Origin of the sequence: Aquirufa nivalisilvae, from assembly GCF_004307455.1 — a bacterium.
Lineage (GTDB): Bacteria > Bacteroidota > Bacteroidia > Cytophagales > Spirosomataceae > Aquirufa > Aquirufa nivalisilvae.
Window position 1 is genome coordinate 176,547 of the sequence record NZ_SEWX01000008.1, and the last position, 19,840, is coordinate 196,386.

Genomic DNA, 19,840 nt, shown 5'->3' on the forward strand with positions numbered 1-19,840 from the left:
TTATATTTTATATTTTTGCCTAAATTCAAAATTACACCCAATCTTATGAAATTCAATAAATGGATTTTGATTCTTGTTCTAGGCGCTATAACCTTAGTGATCATAAGTCTGCCAAAAAATAATGCGGTTAGCATAAGTAAAACCCAAGAAGATTCTTTGGCAGTCTTAAAACATCGAAAAGAAAAAGACATTTCGATGAAAGAGCAAGAGGATTCACCGATCAAGAATAAAGAAACATTTAAAGGTCTTACTTATTTCCCTTTTTCTAGTGCTTGGCAAATAGATTTTGAATTAGAAAAAAACAATAAAGTAGATAAAATTGCTTTGCCCATGAGTGATGGCACCCAAGAAGATATACTTTATATAGGTGACATTAAAGCCCAGATAAATGGACAAGTGGTTCGTTTGAAATTATATCAACATGATAATGGTGATTTTTTCCTTCCTTTTAAAGACAAAACCGCCCCCACAGAAACTTATGGAGGCGGTAGGTACTTAGATATACCCCTAATAAATCTAAACGGTAAAATACTTAAGGCGGATTTTAATTTGGCTTATTTTCCTTTTTGTGCTTACAATCCGGAATATGCTTGTCCTGTTCCGCCAGCGAGTAACCAACTAAATTTTAGGATACCCGCTGGAGAAAAAAACTAGTTTACTTGATTAATGGAAGCTGCCCCTGACAGGTCTTTGCTGATATTAGGTACACCTTTATACGAAACTTTAGATGCTCCAGAAGCGTCAACACGTAAAGTCTTTTGGCTTTGAATACTAACATGACTTGCACCACTAGCCTCTACATCCGTATCACGGGCCATCAAATTAGTACCATCTAAGTGACTTGCACCTGAAGCATCTACATTTAATTTGCCAGCATGTCCACTTATATTCAAATGAGAAGCTCCTGATAAATCCACATTTAATTTATCCGCATTAATTTGATTTAATTGTCCTCTAGATGCTCCACTAAATACAAAACTCATTTGTTCTTCATTGGAAAATCCATCTACATCAACACGACAAGCACCAGAAAATTCTGCATTGGCTAAACGAGGCATGGTGATGACCAAACGAATTCTTTTACGATTCTTACCCCAGTTAAAACCCCAATTGCGGTCTTTATAAGAAACCTTCAAGGTATTACCATCGATGTCTACTTCTAAATCATCTACGTCTTCTTGACGTCCATATGCTGCCAAAGAAAAAGTACTTCCTTTGCTTACTTTAATTTCAAAAGCATGACCTAAATCTAAGTTTTGAAAACCGGATACTTTAAACTTTTTAGAATAATCTTCTGGAGATGCGAATGCCACGATGGACATAAATAATGCTCCCAGGAAAATGAATAAATTGAATTTTGTTTTCATAATTGTTATTAATTTGGAATGTAGAGAAGATGAAACGAAAGATCAAAAGGTTGCATGATCCTCCTATTATTTTTGTGTTTTAATATTTACTTGTAGATTAGACATCGTTGGATAGCTCAAATTAGCATCCATGGATTTGTTACCCGTAATACTCTTAATCACTTGCAAATCCATTTTAGATTGATCTTTTAGGGAAACAATGGCCTTTTGAGCAACCAAATTAGGAGCAATAAGTTCCGAGTTTTGATCAGATGAAGCAATCAATAAATCCGTAGTTCCATCGATATTGACACTATGGAAATTATGTAAAACCACTTCTAATTTAGCCTGATTAAATCCTTTGATTTCTGTTCTGGCATTTCCTCCCAATTCCACTTTAGTAAGCTTAGGAGATTGTATTTCAATCTGAACGCCTGATTGAACTTTGTCCAATTTCAATACCCCATTGAATACTTTGGCTTCTGTTACAAAACTTGGCTTATCATTTCCTTCAAAACGAATTACATATTTATCTCCAGGCACAATTCGAATGCTAGCACCTTCTGTATTTAAGGCTTCGATGCTTTGAAAGTTCTCCAAATCTTTACTGATAGAGAAATTTACACCTACTTCATCCGAAGAAGAACGATCCTCATGGAATGACTCTTCCTTATCCTCAATTGGTTCTCTGTTAATACATGTCAAGCCTTTTTCAGGTGTAAAATTCCACAACGAACCCACAAATAAGTCACCAGTGCTGTCGTTGAAGTAACCTCCATGAATTTCATTTTCAATATAGGATGCAAAATCACGCGTCATACCAAAGCTCTGACCAAAAGGAATCAACACCTTCACACGCATACGCTGGTTTCTAAACTTTTGATTCGTAATTCCAAAATGACTATCAAATGTGATTTTATCATTTTGAATAGAATAGTCGTATTTAATGCTTCTTGCATTTTTCTCTGCATCCAAACGGTCCTTCCCGTTTGATTTCGAAAATTCAATAACTTGAATGGTCGTACCAGAATACCCTTCGATGGTGATTTGTGTCCGAGTAAATCCTTCTCGGTTATAATCATGCATATCTTCATCATCCAAGATCTCATCCACCAATTCTCTGCTACCTAACATTTTTTCCCAAATTGATTCTTGAGATTCCTTTTTGATATCAAATACAAATGGCTTGGAAGGAATACTTATGTCTTTAACTTGATTAATAGAAGCTGTTCTTGAAAAATTTCTTCCAACGGTAGGTAAGGCTACAAATAAACCAACCCATCCAATAATGCACAAAGTAGTAGCGATGTATTTATATGTTCTATTATAAAATTTTCGGTTGGCTAATAAGGATACTCCAGAGATAATAATTGATACCAAAATTGGAAGAATGGCAGCGATAAAAGCTAAATAAGTCCAAGAAGGCAAATCATTGGCTAATAAATACAAAGGAATAGCTTCACCAAAGGCAATTTGAACTTGACCATGATCTAATCCTGAGAATCCAACTGAAGAAAACGTAATTAAGGCAATGATACTACCTAAACCAAATGCTGTTAAAATGATACCAAATGCTATTTGAACTATCCAACGAAGAGCAATAAAAAAGCCCTTAAATGCTCCAAAGAATGCAGCAATTAGTCGAAATGGAACTAATAATATACGAGTCAAAGCACTTTCTTCAGCCTCATCTTCCTTTTGGAAGTTCTTTTTAATGTTGTTTTCAATATTTTCAAGGGTGATAGGTTCACCCGTCATTTCCATTTTATCAGTCAGGGTTTTAGCCTCTGGTGCTATAATTAATATCACCAGATAGGCTACAATTCCTGTTCCAAAAAACAAAACAGATAAAACGGCTAACACACGTAATAGACCTAAATCCCATCCTGTGTAGGCAGCAAATCCGGAGATAACACCACCAATTACTTTCTTTTCAGGATCACGGTAAAATTTACGGAAGGATTTATCTTCTTCTAAATTGATTTCACCAGGGATAGCGATCCAACAGATAACATAAGCCCAGAAGATCACATTAGCTACATGAAATAATGGGATCAGTCCAAAGAAACCTACGATCATACATAAACGTACCCAAATTGGATCAGCATGCAAATAACGAGCCAAACCTGATGCCACACCACCAATCATTTTCCTCGACAAATCACGTCTAAATACTTTTTGGTGAGGTATAGACTTTTCTGAATGAGTTGAATGAGTCTGAGATGAGCTATTTTCTTTCTTATCTTCTTCGCTTTCTAAAGCCTGAAAATCAGCTACTGTTCCTAAAGAAGCAATTAAGGCATTGACATGCTCTAATGAAATGGCCTCTGTTTTTTCGTCTTCCCGAATGCCCCAGAATTTCTCGGCAATTCTTGCTTCAATGTCAGCAATAATCTCTTTTGAACCTTCGAAATTCTCGAAGTAAGCATGGATGGATTTAATATAAGCATCCAATGTGGCAAACGCATCCTCCTCGATATGGAAGATAATCCCTGCGATATTAATTGAAAGGGTCTTTTTCATACAATGATAGATTTATGAATTGGGGGTGGTGGGATTGGTTATCTGAAGTACAGATCCTTGCAACTCATCCCATGTTAAATGAAGTTCTTCTAAAAATTCTCCTCCTTTTTCTGTTAATACGTAATACTTACGTGGTGGGCCTGAGGAAGATTCTACCCATTTATAATCTAAAAACCCGGCATTTTTTAGTCGAGTTAAAAGAGGGTATAAGGTTCCCTCCACTACCATGATTTTTGCTGAGGTTAATTCTTCCAACATGTTGGATGCGTACACCTCGCCTCGCGAAATAATCTGCAGAATACAGAATTCCAAAATTCCTTTCCTCATCTGCACCTTGGCATTTTCAATATCCATCGGTTTCTGTGTTTTAATGTGATACAAAACTACGTAAGGTACTTTGCATTACATAGTACCTTAGAAACTTTTTTTTGATTTTTGGATAAACGGTGACTATTTTGTGATGAATAGCCTTTTTTAGGTTCGAAAAATATCCCCATGTTCAAAGAAGTCTCCTTACCTCTAGCCTTTTACAACCGCGATACATGGCTTAAGGTGGCTTTTTTTGCAGTTTGCGTTTTCATGGCAGGCTTTTCACTCTACTTTACAGATGGTTTAGTGACTAAATTAGAGGAAAGAGAAAAACAGCAAATCGAATTATATGCAGAGACCATTCGTTACGTAATGACGAGTGATGAGAATGCAGATATCAATTTCTTTTTTGAAAGAATTAAAAAAATCAATGAGAACAATACCATACCCGTTATTTGGAAAGATGGTTCTGGGCATTTAAACTCCATCAATATCCCCATGCCTAGCCAGCTTTCTACCGAGGCTAAGCAAGTTATTCTTAAGCAAAAACTGACTGAAATAATTTCAGAAAACAATAAGCCCATCGAAATGGATATGGGTTTTCAGAAAGAATACATCTATTATGGGAATTCCAAACTACTAAAATTATTAAGATACTACCCCCTTTCTCAATTACTGGTTGTATTGATCATTGGATTCCTAGGATACATCTTTTTCTCCTATTCCAGAAGAGCAGAGCAAAATCGGGTGTGGGTAGGTTTAGCGAAAGAAACGGCACATCAATTAGGTACCCCGCTTTCTTCACTAACAGCATGGGTTGAAATTCTAAGGAATGAGCCTAGTATTGATCCGAATATTGTCATTGAATTATCGAAGGATATTCAACGTTTGGAGACCATTACCACTCGTTTTTCTAACATTGGATCAGCACCTATATTAAAAGAAGAGAATTTAGAAGAGCTAATCACTACCTTCTTACAATACTTAAAGAATCGAATTTCCAGTAAAGTACACATTGAAATCATTAGTATGTTAGCCCCTGACCAGGTAGCAAAAGTCAATCGTTATTTATTTGAATGGGTGATAGAAAACATTTGTAAAAACGGTGTAGATGCCATGAGTGGAAGTGGATCCATTCAAATTATTCTTTCAGAGGGGAAAAACAATTTAATCTATATCGACATTTCTGATACCGGAAAAGGAATTTCCAATAAGAATATGTCCAAAATATTTTCTCCTGGATTTAGTACCAAGAAAAGAGGTTGGGGATTGGGACTTACTTTGGCCAAAAGAATCGTAGAGAATTATCATGAAGGAAAACTCATTTTAAAATCCACAGAAATCAATAAAGGGAGTACATTTCGAATTTCCTTGCCTAAGCCACCCATCCACGCATGAATTCCCCCAATTTTGTTTTTGGTTCTGCCTTAGTTGTCATTTCCATTGGCTACGTGCTAAAAAGCTTGGGATTTGTCACAACAGATGATGCCAAAAAGATTTCAAAATTTTTAATGCATACTACTTTTCCTGCCTTGGTATTCTCAACGATGATCAAGGTCCAATTCACTTCTGAATTATTGTGGCTTCCTCTCATTTGCATTGCCTTTGCTATCCTTTGTTCCTTTGTTGGATTTCAGATTTTCAAAAAAGAAGGCCCTGAGTATCGAGGAATCTTAACGATGGGGTGCTCAGGTTATAACCTTGGATTGTTTGCATATCCATTGATCGAAGGAATTTGGGGATGGAAAGGTTTAACATATGCCGCCATGTTTGATATTGGTAATTCATTTATCAATTTCATATTAACCTACGGCATGGGGAACTATTTCTCAGCTAAAGCCAAAAAAGGGAATATGTGGAAGCATGTATTTAAACGTATTATGTCGCTTTTTCCTTTTCAAGCCATGGTGATTGGATTATTGGTCAACCTACTTGAAATTCCCCTACCATTTTTTTTAACTAACATTGTGGATACCATTGCACAAGGAAACAAACCTTTGGTATTACTATTAATGGGGATTTATTTTAGTGTAAGACTCCCAAAAAAATCATTCTTGAAAGTATTTCAAGTACTTGGTATTCGCTATTTATTAGGCCTATCCATAGGCTTACTTTTATTTTATAGCCTCCCCTTTGATGCTCATTTTAGAAATATGATGTTAATCTGCATCATACTTCCTGTAGGCATGACCCTAATTACTTATTCGGATGAACTAAACTTTGATACCTCTATCGCAGGTGCATTGGTTAATTTTTCCATGCTAATCAGTTTTGCACTCATGTGGATATTGGTAGCTGTATTCCAAATGGCTACTGCCTAACCAAATAATTTTGGTAATTTGCAGAAACAAATGCCCCTAATTTACGTTTGGAGTTAAAGCAATTAATCAAAAATGGTAGTACCCTACAAAAATCAATCGCAAGGAAAAAAGGAACAAGTTGCAGAAATGTTCAATTCCATTTCACCCAAATATGATTTCTTAAATCATTTACTTAGTGGTGGAATCGACATTATTTGGAGAAAAAAAGCGATTAATTTGCTAAAAAACAAAGGGATAAAATCGCTATTGGATATTGCAACAGGTACAGGTGATTTTGCCATCGAAGCCTTAAAGATACAGCCTGAAAAAATCACAGGGGTAGATATCTCCCAAGGCATGTTGGATGTGGGAATCGAGAAAATAAAAAGACTGGGATTACAAGATAAAATACAATTGCAATTAGGCGATTCTGAAAAGCTGCCTTTTTCAGATCAAAGCTTTGATGCCATCACCGTGAGTTTTGGTGTTCGAAATTACGAAAACCTAGAGAAGGGCTTGAGTGATATGTTACGTGTGTTGAAACCTGGAGGATATTGCTTGATTCTTGAATTTTCTAATCCAAGAAAATTCCCCATGAAACAATTGTATGCCATCTATTCCAAATTCATTCTTCCAATATTGGGCAGATTGATTTCCAAGGATCCAGCAGCATATACCTATTTACCAGAATCAGTTCAAGCCTTTCCAGATGGTCAAAACTTTTTAGATATTTATCAACGTGTTGGATATGTAAATACTCAATGGATACCCATGACAGGCGGCATTTGTTCCATTTATTTAGGTCAAAAATCAAAATAGGATTTGAAAAAGCTATTGATTCTTATTGTTTTTAGCCTAGTTGGCTTTCATTCTTTGGCTCAAGGGAACAAATACATTCGAATAAACAATGAATTCTATGACGATAAGAGGGTTCACTTTGGTTTCCTTTTCGGATTAAGCTCGAGTAATTTTAGTATGGAGGCTGATCCAAAGTTAGCACCCAGTATTTCGCCTAGAAATTTTGGATTTCAAATTGGAGGTCTAGCCAATTATTCATTTAACCAATTTTTTGAATTAAAATCTGGAATCAATATTGCCCTATATGACCGAGAAATTACCTTTACCCAGCCTAAACCAGCGGAACCTATCAATATAGCGAGAGAGTCTACTTGGTTTGAAATCCCCGTTTTATTGAAATATAAATCCATTCGTAGAATGAATCATCGAATGTATGTCTTAGCAGGCTCCAAATTTGGTGTCGAAGCCAATGTAAAAAAGAATAGTGCTGCTTTAAGTGCTCAAACCGTAGATTTCGCTTTGGAATATGGTTTCGGATTTGAAGGATTTTTCAAATACTTCAAATTCACCCCAGAAATCAGATTTTCACATGGAATAGCCAACTTATATTCAGCACCTTCCGTTGCTACCAATCCTTATTTTAAGGTAAGTAGATTAAACACGCATAATGTAACCTTATACATTAATTTCGAATAATTACTTTAATCCCTTTCTTGCCAATTTAGTATCCACTTTTGTTTCAAAAACACTAACGGCAGAAACACCAAACCATCCAGCCCCTTGTAAGGAGGAATTAGCATTTAGGTTCTGAATATTCGTAGGAATATTAGCAGCAGGTCTAGAAAATAAACCTGCATTATTTAATTCTAGTCGAGCCTGAGAATAAAAGTTGAATTGATCCTGAGAAATAGAATATAGCTCAACCTTAATTAAATCATTTTCCAAATACAATTCTGGAGAAATAGATCTACGAATAGGAAGATTAAATGTTAGACCATCAGATGCTGCTCCTTGTTGGAACGCCCCATCATAGATAACAGATATATTAGACGGGTCATTATATAGCTTGCCATTTTTATAGGTTTTAACTCGGTAGCAATCTCCCAAACCTAAAAAGTCTTTAGCAAAGAATTGAGCATCATATCCCTCTTTGGGTTTATTGTCTCCTCTTTGTCGACCCGAAGCCTCATCAAATTGATATAATAAAGAATCTATTGTAGGTACTCGCCTCATCGTAGCTGAAGCTGTAAATTGCTCATTGGACCAGTTGATGGATAATTGATAAGTCATTCCCATCTTACCTAATATGTCTGTGGCAGCTTTAGGTTGCCAAACATAGGTACCCGCCTGATCTTTTTGTTCCACAAACACATATTCTTGACCCATGTTATCTCGAACCTTTACCTCTGCCCCACTAATTTTAGGACTTACTGTATTATCAAAATAGGCTTGAGATTTAGAAAGCATGATTTTTTGAGGACCTGCTAAGTTTGTCAACGTGGCTTCAACCACGAGGTAGTTATTGGATTTGGGACTTTCTAATTGTACGATATCCTCACAAGAACTTAAAAGCGCAACAAAAAGGATACTTAATATATATATAGCTGTGTTTTTCATGTTAGAACGAGAAGTTATAAGTTACTGCTGGAACAAATGACCCAATAATCGATAGTTGTACAGCCTCCGTTTGAGCTGAATTTGTTTCATTCGGACGAGTATAAACTGAAAAAGGATTTTTCCGGTTGTATAAGTTATATACGGAGAATACCCATTCTGATGTGCCTTTTCCAAACAGGCCTTTTTTGTTTTTCTTGGTAGCAGATACATCTAATCGATGGTAATCAGGTACTCGAATATTACCCCTTGTGCCAGGTATAGTTTGTGGATAGGCAATACCTTCGTAAACATACTTTTGAACTGGAATAGAATAAGGTACCCCTGTAATGTAAGCAAAATTGGCTCCCAATGACCATTTTTCATTTAAGGCATATTGCCCAATCAAATTTAAGGTATGTGTACGGTCATAACGACTTGTATACCATTCGTTATTATTAATCCCCTCAATCTTACGCTCTGTTCTAGCCAAGGTATAACTCAACCAGCCTGTTAGCTTGCCTACATTTTTCTTAACAAATACTTCTAAACCATAGGCCCGACCATCTCCAAACAATAAGTCTTTCTCGAAATAAGGATTTAAAAACAAGTTTGCTCGGTCAGCATAATCAATCTGATTTTGCATTTTTTTATAATACACCTCTACCGAAGCCTCATAATCATTACCGCCTTCTCCATAGTTCTTAAAAAATCCCAAAGCTACCTGATCGGCTATTTGTGGCTTAATATTATTGGTTGAGCTAGTCCATACATCTAAAGGAGTCGATGCTGCTGTATTGGACATTAAATGAACATATTGCGACAAACGGTTAAAGCTTGCTTTGATAGATGACGCCTCATTCAATGTTAAGTTCAATGCCAAACGAGGCTCAAAATTTCCATATGAAGCAATAACCTGATCTGAATTTACTTTATTAATCTGCAAAACATATCCCGATGGATTTTGCGCTGACATAGGAACAGCTATCCGATTATAATATTCTCCATCTAAACTTTGGTAATCATAATGAGAATAACGTAAGCCATATTGTGCCGAAAACTGAGGTGAAATCTTGAGTTCATTTCCAACATAAAAAGAAGTTTCCAATCCTCTTTTATTAGCTTGACCAAACTCCCGCTTCTCTCCAATGGATGAGGCAACTGCCTGACCTGGTTTAAATTCATACGACAGAATCTGACCTCCAAAAGTTAATGTATTATCAGGAGTGATATAATAGGTAAAATCAGGCTTGAAACTCAAATTAACGATATTGGAAGTCCAACGAAAGGAATCATTTGGACGTTTATTTTGTAAGTCAGAATCCAACAAGTAATCATAATTACTATAAAAACTGGTGGCATTTAAAAATAACTTATTAGAAAAGACGTGATTCCATCGAGCTGATAATGTCCCATTACCCCAATTAAAACCAAAACCCGTTCCAAAAACATCTCGGCCAAAATAACCCGACAAAAACACGGTATTTTTAGAATTGATGTTATAATTGACCTTAGCCGTCAAATCATAAAAATTAAATTGGGCATTCGCATTATTACCTGTCAAAAATGGCTTAGCTAATATGTCAATATAGGATCTTCTGGCAGCCACTATAAATGATGCTTTGTCCTTAATTAAAGGTGCTTCTATAGAAAGACGAGAAAAAATTACCCCAATTCCACCATTCACTTCTAATTTTTTTGTGTTTCCTTCTTTCATTTTAACATCCAAGATCGACGAAACACGACCGCCATATTGGGCAGGTATACCTCCCTTAAACAACTTAACGTCCTTTACCGCATCTGGATTAAAGACTGAAAAGAAGCCAAATAAGTGTGAAGAATTGTACACAGGTGCATCATCCATCAAAACTAAATTTTGATCTACTCCCCCACCACGAACATTGAATCCTGTTGCTCCTTCTCCTACGGTGCTAACCCCTGGTAATAATTGAATGGCTCTAACTAAGTCTACTTCCCCTAATAATGCTGGAATCCTTTTGATCGTTTTAATATCAATCTTATTGACTGACATCTCGATACTCTTCACATTTTCATCCACCGCCTTGGCCGTTACTTTGACCTCAGCTAATTCGCTATCAGCAGGTTTTAACTCGACTGAAAACTGTTGGCCCTGATTGGAAAACACAATTTTCTTCTCCACTCGCTCATACCCAGTGTAAGAAAAAACCAAGGTATATTCACCGGGAGCAAGTGTTAAACTATAAAAACCATAGGTATTGCTTTGATTTCCTACTTTGAGCTCTTTGATGTAAACATTAGCACCTATCAATCCTTCTCCATTGGAACTGTCTTTGATATATCCGCTTAAAGTAGCTTTTTGTGCATATATAGTGCTGCAAAACAGACTAAATATGATAATAATGAGATGTCGAAATTTCATTGAATTAGATTATTGAACACTTGAGTATAATGATTGACACAAAGATAAACTTACAATGTGACAATAAAGTTTCAAAAACTTATAATCTGAAAATTTACCCATATTTAATTTTTAAAAATAATTCGGTAACATATTACCGAATTATTTTTATTTTAATTTTTTGTACTACTTTTACATCACAATCAAGAGAAAAACGATGGACTTGAAAGTTTTTGGTGAAATTATCCGAGAAAAAAGAAGCTCACTTCGACTAAACCAAGACGAATTGAGTGAAAAAAGCGGAGTTGCCATTAAAACAATCCATTCCATTGAATTGGGAAAAGGAAACCCAGCCATTAAAACCATTCTTCGATTGTTCGATATACTGGAACTAGATTTAATTGTCATAGCCTCTAAACCTTAATCATTTTACCATGGAACAGGCCATTAGTTTTGAACGAGTACCCACCCACATTTATTCTGATTCAGAAAAAGCTTCCAAAGCCGTTGCTCAAGAAATTGCATCTCTAATTCGTGAAAGAGCCAAAGAAAAGAAACCTGCAGTACTAGGATTGGCCACAGGTTCCTCACCTAAAAAGGTATATCAAGAATTAATTCGAATGCATAAAGAAGAAGGTTTAAGCTTCAAAAATGTGATTACCTTCAATTTGGATGAATATTATCCGATGCAACCAGATGCTATTCAAAGTTATGTTCGCTTCATGAAAGAACAATTGTTTGATCATGTGGACATCCCATTGAATAACATCAATATTCCAGATGGAACATTGGCCATCGAAAAAATCCCTGAATTCTGTCGTGATTACGATGAAAAAATCGAAAAACTTGGCGGATTAGATTTTCAATTATTAGGAATTGGTCGAAATGGACATATAGGCTTTAATGAACCAGGCTCCCTAATTAATTCGAGAACTCGTCTGATGACCTTAGACATTAGCACCAAAATTGATGCAGCTATTGATTTTGGAGGATTAGAGAAAGTGCATAAAAAAGCAATCACAATGGGTATTGATAAAATCATGCATGCTAAGCGTGTGATTTTATTGGCTTGGGGAGAACATAAGGCTGAAAGTGTAGCTCGTGCCGTAGAAGGTCCAGTGACCTCAGACATCCCTGCTTCTTATTTACAACAACATAATAATGCTACTTTCATTTTAGATGAAACAGCTGCAGCGGCATTAACTCGCATCAAAACACCCTGGGTAGTAGATTCTGTCATTTGGGATCGTAAAATGATCAAAAAAGCAGTAACGCATTTGGCACTACAGTTGGATAAGCCTGTTTTAAAATTAACGAGTAAAGATTACAATGAGCATGGTCTTTCCGAACTATTATCCTTGTATGGTCAGGCATATGATATCAACATTGAAGTATTCAACTACTTGCAACATACCATTACAGGTTGGCCAGGTGGAAAGCCCAATGCAGATGATACCCATCGTCCGGAAAGAGCATTCCCAGCCAAAAAGAAAGTCATCATATTTAGTCCACACCCGGATGACGATATCATCTCCATGGGTGGTACATTCCAACGTCTTCATGATCAAGGACATGAAGTTCATGTAGCATATCAAACAACAGGTAACATTGCCGTTGCAGATGATGAAGCGCTTCGTTTTGCTGAATTCGTAGTTGATTTCAATGAAAAATTTGAAAACTCGAATCCAAAAGCCAATAAGATTTACAAAGAAGCTGTTAAGTTCTTAAGAGGCAAGCTTGATTCAGAAATTGATATTCCATCTGTTCGTGAAATCAAAGGTTTGATCCGTAAAGGAGAAGCAAAAAACACGTGTCGCTTCGTTGGAATCAAAAAAGAAAACACCCACTTCTTAGAAATGCCTTTCTATGAAACAGGTACTGTTCGTAAAAATCCGATTGGAGAAGCGGATGTCCAAATCATCATGGATTTAATTGAAGAAATTCAACCACATCAAATTTATGCGGCAGGAGATTTAGCCGATCCACACGGAACCCATAAAGTTTGTTTGGATGCCATTTTAGAAGCTGTTCAACGATTAAAACATCGTGAATACATGAAAAATTGCTGGGTTTGGTTGTACAAAGGAGCCTGGGCTGAATGGGATATCGATCAAATTGAAATGGCTGTTCCTATGTCGCCAGATCAAGTGTTTCAAAAGCGTATGGGTATATTTAAACACCAATCTCAAAAAGATGGGGTTGTATTCCAAGGTGATGACTCGCGTGAATTCTGGCAAAGAGCTGAAGAACGCAACCGTGGAACCGCCAGCATTTACAATAAATTAGGACTAGCTGAGTACGAAGCCATGGAAGCATTCGTACGCTGGAGATTTTAATAAACCACCTCTAAACCAAAGCCTCAAATAAGATTTCGGCGGTATGCTTCGCTTCGCGTTGCGTACCGTCGTGAATCTGGTGACGACAGCTTGTACCTGATGCAGCTATAATTACTTCTGGAGCTTGAGCCCGAACCGTAGGAAAGAGCACTAATTCTCCTATTTGCATCGACAAATCATAATGTTCTTTTTCGTAGCCAAATGAACCTGCCATACCACAGCAACCTGAAGGTATCAATTGTACTTCATAATTCGCAGGCAAGGATAAAGCCTTTTTAGCTGGTACTAAAGAGCTAATGGATTTCTGCTGACAATGTCCATGCAATTTAATTAAACACTTTTCTTGGGTAAACTGATTCGGTGAAATTCGCTTAGTTTCCAATTCCTTGGCAATAAATTCCTCTAGCAATAAAACATTTTTTGCCAATTCCTTCGCTCGATCAACCCAAGCTTCCGATACTAAATCAGGATACTCATCTCTAAAAGTTAATAAGGCTGATGGCTCAATACCCACCAATGGCACTTCTTGACTCACTAAATCACTCCACAACTCCACATTTTTCTGAGCTAATTCCTTGGCTTCGTCCAACATCCCTTTTGATAAAAAGGATCTACCAGAGATTGGGTGGTCTAATGTTCTAACCTCATAGCCCAATGCTTCCAAAAGTAAAACAGCCTTTCTTCCTACTTCAGCATCATTGAAATTGGTAAATTCATCCACAAACAAAAACACGGCCTTATTAGAAGAAATGCTGGGCCTATTTTTCAACCAAGCTCTCAAGGTCTGATTCGCCAACAATGGCATACTTCTGTTTGGATGGAAACCTACAATCCGATTCGCAATGCGGCGCAAAAAGGGAGTACCCATCACTAGGTTATAAGCAAAAGGAATTTTAGATGCTATGGAAGAAATACTAGAGAAATGGCCTACCAACCAACTGCGAATAGGCAAACCTTTTTCTTTTTGGTATTGGTATAAAAACTCCATTTTCAATTTGGCCACATCCACATTAGATGGGCATTCCGATTTACAACCTTTACAAGCTAGGCATAAATCCATCACCTCTTTAATCTCTTCATGGGCAAATCGATTCTCTTGAGGAGAACGGGTTAAGAATTCACGAAGAATATTGGCACGGGCACGAGTGGTTTCTTTTTCATTGCGAGTTGCCATGAATGATGGACACATTGTACCTCCAGAAATAGGCGTTTTTCGGCAATCTCCCGAGCCATTACATTGCTCAGCATGTTGCAATACATCCTGATCTTGATAGCGGAAAGCTGTTTTGAAATCTGGAGTTATTTGACCTGCCTCATAACGCAAAAAGCTATCCATAGGTGGCGTATCCACAATTTTATTAGGATTGAAAATCCCTTTGGGGTCCCACCAAGATTTCAACTCGCGCATCAATTGGTAATTGGACTCCCCAACCATCCAAGGGATAAATTCTCCTCTTAGTCGGCCGTCACCATGTTCTCCCGATAAAGAACCTTTATATTTTTTCACTAAACGGGCTATTTCTTCCGCAATATGGCGGAACATCTTATGCCCTTCTTTAGTCTTTAGATTAATAATAGGTCTTAAATGCAACTCTCCAGAACCAGCGTGTGCGTAATGCACACAATAAAGATTATTCTCAGAAAGAATCACATTGAACTCAGCAATGAAAGCTGGCAAATCATTGACATCCACAGCTGTATCTTCAATTACGGCTACAGCTTTTTCATCGCCTGGTAAATTAGATAATAAACCTAAACCCGCTTTTCTCAAATCCCAAACCTTCTTGACATTCTCACCAGTGATGTATGGAAAATGATAACCAAGGTTTTCTGAAAGCATCGCTTTTTCAACCTCCTTGGCTTGCGACGCTAATTCATTGGGATCATCAGAACGTAATTCCACCACAAGAATAGCTCCAGGATCACCTTCCACAAAAAAACGATTTTGTCTTTGCTCAGGATTGGCTTTGGTACATTCCAAAATATAATGATCCATCAATTCTGAGGCTGAAGGATTAAATTTCAAGGCAATTAAATTAGCTCGTAATGCCTCATCAATCGTATTAAAGTGCGCACATACTAAACCTAAATGCTTAGGTGGAAGCTTGTCGACATGTAATTTAATTTTGGTAGCAAAACAAAGCGTTCCTTCCGAACCCGCCAACAATGCACAAAAGTTAAAGGGTGCTTTCTTTGAATCAAAAGCATCCGTATTCAACAACATATCCACTGCATAGCCCGTATTTCGACGGTGAATACTTGGTTTTGGAAATTCATCTTGAATTTCCTGCTGTCTTTTAGAATCGGAAAGTGCTTCTAAAGTTTTTGAATAAATAGTATGTAAACGCGTGCCCTCTTTTAAACCTTTCAACGTTTCGAAAGGATTTTCAGAGCTAAAGTTGACCAAAGTCCCATCAGACAAATAACCTTCAACTTCCAATACATGGTCGCGCGTGGAGCCATATACAACAGAGTTGGATCCACATGAATTATTGCCCAGCATACCACCTATCATGGCGCGGTTGGCAGTAGACGTCTCTGGCCCAAAAAATAGACCGTGTTTTTTTAACTCAACATTCAACACATCTCGAACCACACCAGGTTCTACCCACACATAGGACTCTTCTTCATTGATTTCTAAAATTCGGTTAAAAAATTTGGATACATCTACAATGAGAGCTTTGCCCACAACTTGGCCGGCCAAAGATGTTCCGGCGGTTCTTGGAATTAATGGTAAAGCATGTTGATCCGCAAATCGAATTATCGTTTCTAAATCCTTTTGAGTTTCAGGAATAACAACTCCTAAAGGCATTTCACGATATGCCGAGGCATCCGTGGCATACAAAGTACGCATCACCGTATCGGTAAATAATGATCCTTGAATTTTCTCAGCTAATTCAGCTAAGACAGGTGTTGTTTCAACAGTAGAAAGCATGAAATCAATATCTAATTAAGAGCGCAATTTAACCAAACCTTGCGTGAGTAACAATTGAGCAAGGATATAAGTGGACATCACCCAAAAGGAATTCCCAGGAAATGAATGATAAAACTTGTTTATAGCCAATAAACTATCTGACAAAACAAATAATATCGCACCACTGAGTATACATTGATAATTCCAAAGTGAAACACTGGATTTTCTTTGTGAAGCGAACCAAAGCATTGTTCCTAAACTAATTGCATAGATAACAACTGGAATAGCTAATGCTAAGTTCATTTGAGGTAAAAGGAGACTCAATAAACCTATTACATAAATCGCCACCAAGACTGTCATCCCATTTACCGGACTTAACACTTTATTGATCTGCTTTTTAAACATCTCAATGTAAATCCATTGCATGATCAAAAAACCACCAAGACCAAGCTGAAAATACAAGGGATTACTACCTGGAATCATCAAAAATACATCTCCTAACCAGGCAAAAAACAAAGCTAACAAGATGGTTGGCTTACGTTCCACATCTTTTGAAACGAAGACATAGGCCATCAACAATAACATGAGGGCTGGTTTAGCAAGGTACCGTACTTGAGAGAGAGAAGGAAAGAGCATTGGAACAATCACATCCATGAAGGCTGCAATTCCATACAACAACAAGAAAATCCTTGGCCCTTTCATTTTATCCTATTTCAGTAGTTTACCTTCACAAATTTCTTGGTCAATAATGTAATTCGGGCGATTTTTCGATTGAAAGAAAATACGTAAGATATATTCACCCAAAATACCAATCGCCAATAATTGAATTCCTCCAAATAAGATGATTACAAATAATAAAGAGGTAAATCCTTCAATCACTTGACCTATAAACAATTTCTTGATTACGACATAAAAGAAATACATCAGCGATGATGCTATGGCTAAGAAACCTGCTGAGGACACAAATTTAATAGGGAACTCGCTAAAGTTAAATATCCCATTCAAAGCCAATTGAACCAACTTAGAAAAGGTATATTTTGAATCTCCAAAGGCACGTTCTTGTCGATTGTACGAGATGCCAATTTGCTTAAATCCAATCCAGGTTCTCATTCCTCGAATAAAACGACTCTCTTCTGGCATTTGATTTAAAATATCCACTACTTTTCTACCTATGAAAGAAAAATCTCCACTATCCAAAGGAATATCTACATTGGCTATTTTCTTCAATATTCGGTAGAAAATAAAATAAGCCATGCGCTTATACCACGGTTCTTTGCGCTTCTCACGAATAGCATAAACCACCTCATATCCTTCCAAATGTTTCGCATAAAACTCTTCCAATAACTCGGGGGGATCTTGTAAATCTCCATCTAACACAAAAACACCTTCTGTGCCTCGAGCTACCGATAAACCAGCTGTAAGCGCCAATTGATGCCCGTGATTACGAGATAATAAAACCACATGGAAGCGAGGGTCAGCTAATGCTAATTGTTTCAACATAGCTCGAGAATTATCTCGACTGCCATCATCAATCAATACGGCCTCTAAACTTATTGGGGATTGATCCATTATCTTGATCAATCGCTCTACGAGTGTTGGTAAATTACTTTCTTCGTTATAAACTGGAATCACGAAGGAAACCTGGGGAATTCCATTTGTCATGCGTCTAATATCTATATTTCCCTTTTTTGAAGTCAAAAATAAGCAATCTTCTGCCATTTTTTTTCTTTAAAAGCACGGAATCTTGAATTAAGGTATCTATTTTCTGAACATATAAATCAGTCGGTTCAAAGTACACATTGGTTAATTGGGCATCACTCACATCCGCCGCTCTTACTTGTAAATGTGCAGAATTCAAAAAATTATTCATTTTTGAAGGATAAATCACGGTATCTCCTACTTGATACTGCTGCTTGATTTTATGTGCGATTTCGATGTAAGGGTTTGACCTTCGATCATGGGCAAAAGTATATTTCTGTACTTTATCCGAATAGAGTGGCAGCAATATTTGAACCAAATAATTCACCTGTATGAATAAAAATATACTGCTCACAATCCGTATCCAAATGGCTTGTTGAAAAGCATATTCTGCCAAACCCACTGAAATAAATATCCCAAATGGGAGTCCAAAACTAGCATAGCGCAAGAAAAAACCGGTAGTTGTACCTGCATGGATGGCTGATAGTATTAATACTAGAACAGGAAAAGCAATCTGGATAATCCCAAATAAGTAGAATGACCTAACTTCTTTAGAAAGGCTTTTTAGCCAAGAGATCACTCCTACGCCGAACAACAACAAGCAAATGGCGCCAATTTTAAATCCATGGCGAACATATAAATCATTGGTCCACAAAAATTGATCCGATAATATGGAAACCGTTCTTTTATACAAATTGCCGGCAGTTGCAGGCTCAATCCACCCAGCTATGGGACCACTATGTTCTAAAAACTCGCGGTATTGCTTGGCGGCATCTGCCTGATATGCTAAAAAATATTGTCCTGGCCCCCATAGCATCCAACTAGCAAATGGAATAATGACTAATATGCCACTTAGGATATGTTTTTGCCAAAATTTCCAAGAGTTTCTTTGGGTTAAAGAGAAAATCAATTGACCCACAAAGACCAAAGCTGTAAGGTATGTGCTGAATAAAGCTGCCAAACTAGTAAGCATCCATAGGATCCACTTTTTACGTGTACTTTTCTGTTGGTTCTCTGCTTGCATAGCAGACCAAAAGTAAAAATTGGAGGCTGTGGTAAAGAAAATGCTGGTGGTATAATTTCTGGCCTGTTGGCTATAAATCACAAAAAATGGTTCTATGACAGCTAAAGCTAATATGATGATTGGAAAGACTCTTGATTGAGGTCGAATTTTTCGAGCCCAGTAGAAAAGTAGCCAAAGCGTCAACATATTAAAAAGGACTGAAACCGAGCGAATGACTCCATCTTCTTTGCCAAACAAAAAGGCAAATAATTTCAGCATCATGTCGTGCACTAAACTATTCCCACTCACATCGCCACGGGCATCTGCGTCTAACCAGGCCTTGATACCTCTAGACTTCCAAAAATCTTCTGGTGTAAATGTCTTTGGAGGAGCTAACATATCCGTCATTCCACCAAAATTGGTATTTCCTACTGCTAAAAGAAGGCTTTGCTTTTCATCTCCAAATAAGCCAAATTGACCAATATGATAGGTTCTTAGGCCCAATGCTAAGAGCATTAAAGCAAAAAAACTCAATACAAAAAGGCCTTTATTTTTCATCGAACACATTTAGCTAGAAAACATAAAAATCACTTGATGTTGCCATCAAGTGATTTTTAAACACAATTTGAAACTGAATAAC

The 19,840-nt window shown here is 37.0% G+C and carries 16 protein-coding genes; 7 read left to right on the forward strand and 9 right to left on the reverse strand.

Annotation, left to right across the window (positions count from 1 at the left end; all coding sequences use genetic code 11):
- The first annotated feature begins 45 nt into the window (after positions 1-45).
- A complete protein-coding gene (locus EWU22_RS11815; RefSeq protein WP_161566854.1) occupies positions 46-654 on the forward strand; it encodes a DUF1684 domain-containing protein in 609 nt (202 codons plus the stop codon).
- Here the strand turns inward: EWU22_RS11815 and EWU22_RS11820 are convergent.
- From EWU22_RS11820 to EWU22_RS11830, 3 genes are all read right to left on the reverse strand, one after another.
- The gene (locus tag EWU22_RS11820; RefSeq protein ID WP_130925717.1) at positions 651-1,367 is read right to left on the reverse strand and encodes a head GIN domain-containing protein; all 717 of its coding nucleotides are present in this window, start codon (positions 1,365-1,367) and stop codon (positions 651-653) included. The genes EWU22_RS11815 and EWU22_RS11820 overlap by 4 nt on opposite strands.
- 66 nt (positions 1,368-1,433) lie before the next feature.
- On the reverse strand, positions 1,434-3,869 hold the full coding sequence (locus tag EWU22_RS11825; RefSeq protein WP_130925718.1) for a PspC domain-containing protein: 2,436 nt from the start codon (positions 3,867-3,869) through the stop codon (positions 1,434-1,436).
- A gap of 12 nt (positions 3,870-3,881) precedes the next feature.
- Positions 3,882-4,223, reverse strand: a complete 342-nt coding sequence (locus EWU22_RS11830) for a PadR family transcriptional regulator (protein WP_109323570.1) — start codon at positions 4,221-4,223, stop codon at positions 3,882-3,884.
- 141 nt (positions 4,224-4,364) lie between these two features.
- Between EWU22_RS11830 and EWU22_RS11835 the strand changes: the two genes are divergently transcribed.
- The 4 genes from EWU22_RS11835 to porT all read left to right on the forward strand — a co-directional run bounded on the left by EWU22_RS11835 (position 4,365) and on the right by porT (position 7,972).
- Positions 4,365-5,576, forward strand: coding sequence for a sensor histidine kinase (locus EWU22_RS11835; RefSeq protein ID WP_109323575.1), 1,212 nt, complete (start codon positions 4,365-4,367; stop codon positions 5,574-5,576).
- Positions 5,573-6,499: an AEC family transporter gene (locus tag EWU22_RS11840; RefSeq protein ID WP_130925719.1), complete on the forward strand. Its 927-nt coding sequence runs from the start codon at positions 5,573-5,575 to the stop codon at positions 6,497-6,499. The genes EWU22_RS11835 and EWU22_RS11840 overlap by 4 nt, the downstream gene beginning before the upstream one ends.
- A 72-nt stretch (positions 6,500-6,571) precedes the next feature.
- Positions 6,572-7,297 carry a bifunctional demethylmenaquinone methyltransferase/2-methoxy-6-polyprenyl-1,4-benzoquinol methylase UbiE gene (gene ubiE / locus EWU22_RS11845; protein WP_130925720.1) on the forward strand — a complete coding sequence of 242 codons (726 nt, stop codon included), beginning with the start codon at positions 6,572-6,574 and terminating at the stop codon, positions 7,295-7,297.
- Between the two features lie 3 nt (positions 7,298-7,300).
- The gene (gene porT, locus EWU22_RS11850; RefSeq protein WP_130925721.1) at positions 7,301-7,972 is read left to right on the forward strand and encodes a type IX secretion/gliding motility protein PorT/SprT; all 672 of its coding nucleotides are present in this window, start codon (positions 7,301-7,303) and stop codon (positions 7,970-7,972) included.
- On the opposite strand, the gene EWU22_RS11855 is transcribed toward porT, so the two are convergent.
- On the reverse strand, positions 7,973-8,893 hold the full coding sequence (locus EWU22_RS11855) for a DUF4249 domain-containing protein (RefSeq protein ID WP_130925722.1): 921 nt from the start codon (positions 8,891-8,893) through the stop codon (positions 7,973-7,975).
- A 1-nt stretch (position 8,894) separates the two neighbouring features.
- Positions 8,895-11,270, reverse strand: coding sequence for a TonB-dependent receptor (locus tag EWU22_RS11860; RefSeq protein ID WP_130925723.1), 2,376 nt, complete (start codon positions 11,268-11,270; stop codon positions 8,895-8,897).
- Between the two features lie 196 nt (positions 11,271-11,466).
- On the opposite strand from EWU22_RS11860, the gene EWU22_RS11865 reads away from it, so the two are divergent.
- Positions 11,467-11,673, forward strand: a complete 207-nt coding sequence (locus EWU22_RS11865; RefSeq protein ID WP_130925724.1) for a helix-turn-helix transcriptional regulator — start codon at positions 11,467-11,469, stop codon at positions 11,671-11,673.
- Positions 11,674-11,683: 10 nt separating this feature from the next.
- Entirely contained in the window at positions 11,684-13,585 is a 1,902-nt protein-coding gene (nagB, locus tag EWU22_RS11870) for a glucosamine-6-phosphate deaminase (RefSeq protein ID WP_130925725.1), read from the forward strand.
- 10 nt (positions 13,586-13,595) lie between these two features.
- Here nagB and EWU22_RS11875 read toward each other — a convergent pair whose 3' ends face one another.
- Genes EWU22_RS11875 through EWU22_RS11890 form a run of 4 tightly spaced genes read right to left on the reverse strand, consistent with a single transcriptional unit; the run spans position 13,596 to position 19,758 of the window.
- Entirely contained in the window at positions 13,596-16,520 is a 2,925-nt protein-coding gene (locus EWU22_RS11875; protein WP_130925726.1) for an FAD-binding and (Fe-S)-binding domain-containing protein, read from the reverse strand.
- A 15-nt stretch (positions 16,521-16,535) separates the two neighbouring features.
- Positions 16,536-17,201, reverse strand: coding sequence for a lysoplasmalogenase (locus EWU22_RS11880; protein ID WP_130925727.1), 666 nt, complete (start codon positions 17,199-17,201; stop codon positions 16,536-16,538).
- Positions 17,202-17,207: 6 nt separating this feature from the next.
- Positions 17,208-18,161, reverse strand: coding sequence for a glycosyltransferase family 2 protein (locus EWU22_RS11885; RefSeq protein ID WP_130925896.1), 954 nt, complete (start codon positions 18,159-18,161; stop codon positions 17,208-17,210).
- A gap of 4 nt (positions 18,162-18,165) precedes the next feature.
- On the reverse strand, positions 18,166-19,758 hold the full coding sequence (locus EWU22_RS11890) for a glycosyltransferase family 39 protein (RefSeq protein WP_161566855.1): 1,593 nt from the start codon (positions 19,756-19,758) through the stop codon (positions 18,166-18,168).
- Between the last annotated feature and the right edge of the window lie 82 nt (positions 19,759-19,840).

Bases quoted from the DNA above. Each gene is read 5' to 3' on its own strand.
- EWU22_RS11815 (WP_161566854.1), top strand. From the start codon at position 46: ATGAAATTCAATAAATGGATTTTGATTCTTGTTCTAGGCGCTATAACC.
- EWU22_RS11820 (WP_130925717.1), bottom strand. From the start codon at position 1,367: ATGAAAACAAAATTCAATTTATTCATTTTCCTGGGAGCATTATTTATG.
- EWU22_RS11825 (WP_130925718.1), bottom strand. From the start codon at position 3,869: ATGAAAAAGACCCTTTCAATTAATATCGCAGGGATTATCTTCCATATC.
- EWU22_RS11830 (WP_109323570.1), bottom strand. From the start codon at position 4,223: ATGGATATTGAAAATGCCAAGGTGCAGATGAGGAAAGGAATTTTGGAA.
- EWU22_RS11835 (WP_109323575.1), top strand. From the start codon at position 4,365: ATGTTCAAAGAAGTCTCCTTACCTCTAGCCTTTTACAACCGCGATACA.
- EWU22_RS11840 (WP_130925719.1), top strand. From the start codon at position 5,573: ATGAATTCCCCCAATTTTGTTTTTGGTTCTGCCTTAGTTGTCATTTCC.
- ubiE (WP_130925720.1), top strand. From the start codon at position 6,572: ATGGTAGTACCCTACAAAAATCAATCGCAAGGAAAAAAGGAACAAGTT.
- EWU22_RS11855 (WP_130925722.1), bottom strand. From the start codon at position 8,893: ATGAAAAACACAGCTATATATATATTAAGTATCCTTTTTGTTGCGCTT.
- EWU22_RS11860 (WP_130925723.1), bottom strand. From the start codon at position 11,270: ATGAAATTTCGACATCTCATTATTATCATATTTAGTCTGTTTTGCAGC.
- EWU22_RS11865 (WP_130925724.1), top strand. From the start codon at position 11,467: ATGGACTTGAAAGTTTTTGGTGAAATTATCCGAGAAAAAAGAAGCTCA.
- nagB (WP_130925725.1), top strand. From the start codon at position 11,684: ATGGAACAGGCCATTAGTTTTGAACGAGTACCCACCCACATTTATTCT.
- EWU22_RS11875 (WP_130925726.1), bottom strand. From the start codon at position 16,520: ATGCTTTCTACTGTTGAAACAACACCTGTCTTAGCTGAATTAGCTGAG.
- EWU22_RS11880 (WP_130925727.1), bottom strand. From the start codon at position 17,201: ATGAAAGGGCCAAGGATTTTCTTGTTGTTGTATGGAATTGCAGCCTTC.
- EWU22_RS11885 (WP_130925896.1), bottom strand. From the start codon at position 18,161: ATGACAAATGGAATTCCCCAGGTTTCCTTCGTGATTCCAGTTTATAAC.
- EWU22_RS11890 (WP_161566855.1), bottom strand. From the start codon at position 19,758: ATGAAAAATAAAGGCCTTTTTGTATTGAGTTTTTTTGCTTTAATGCTC.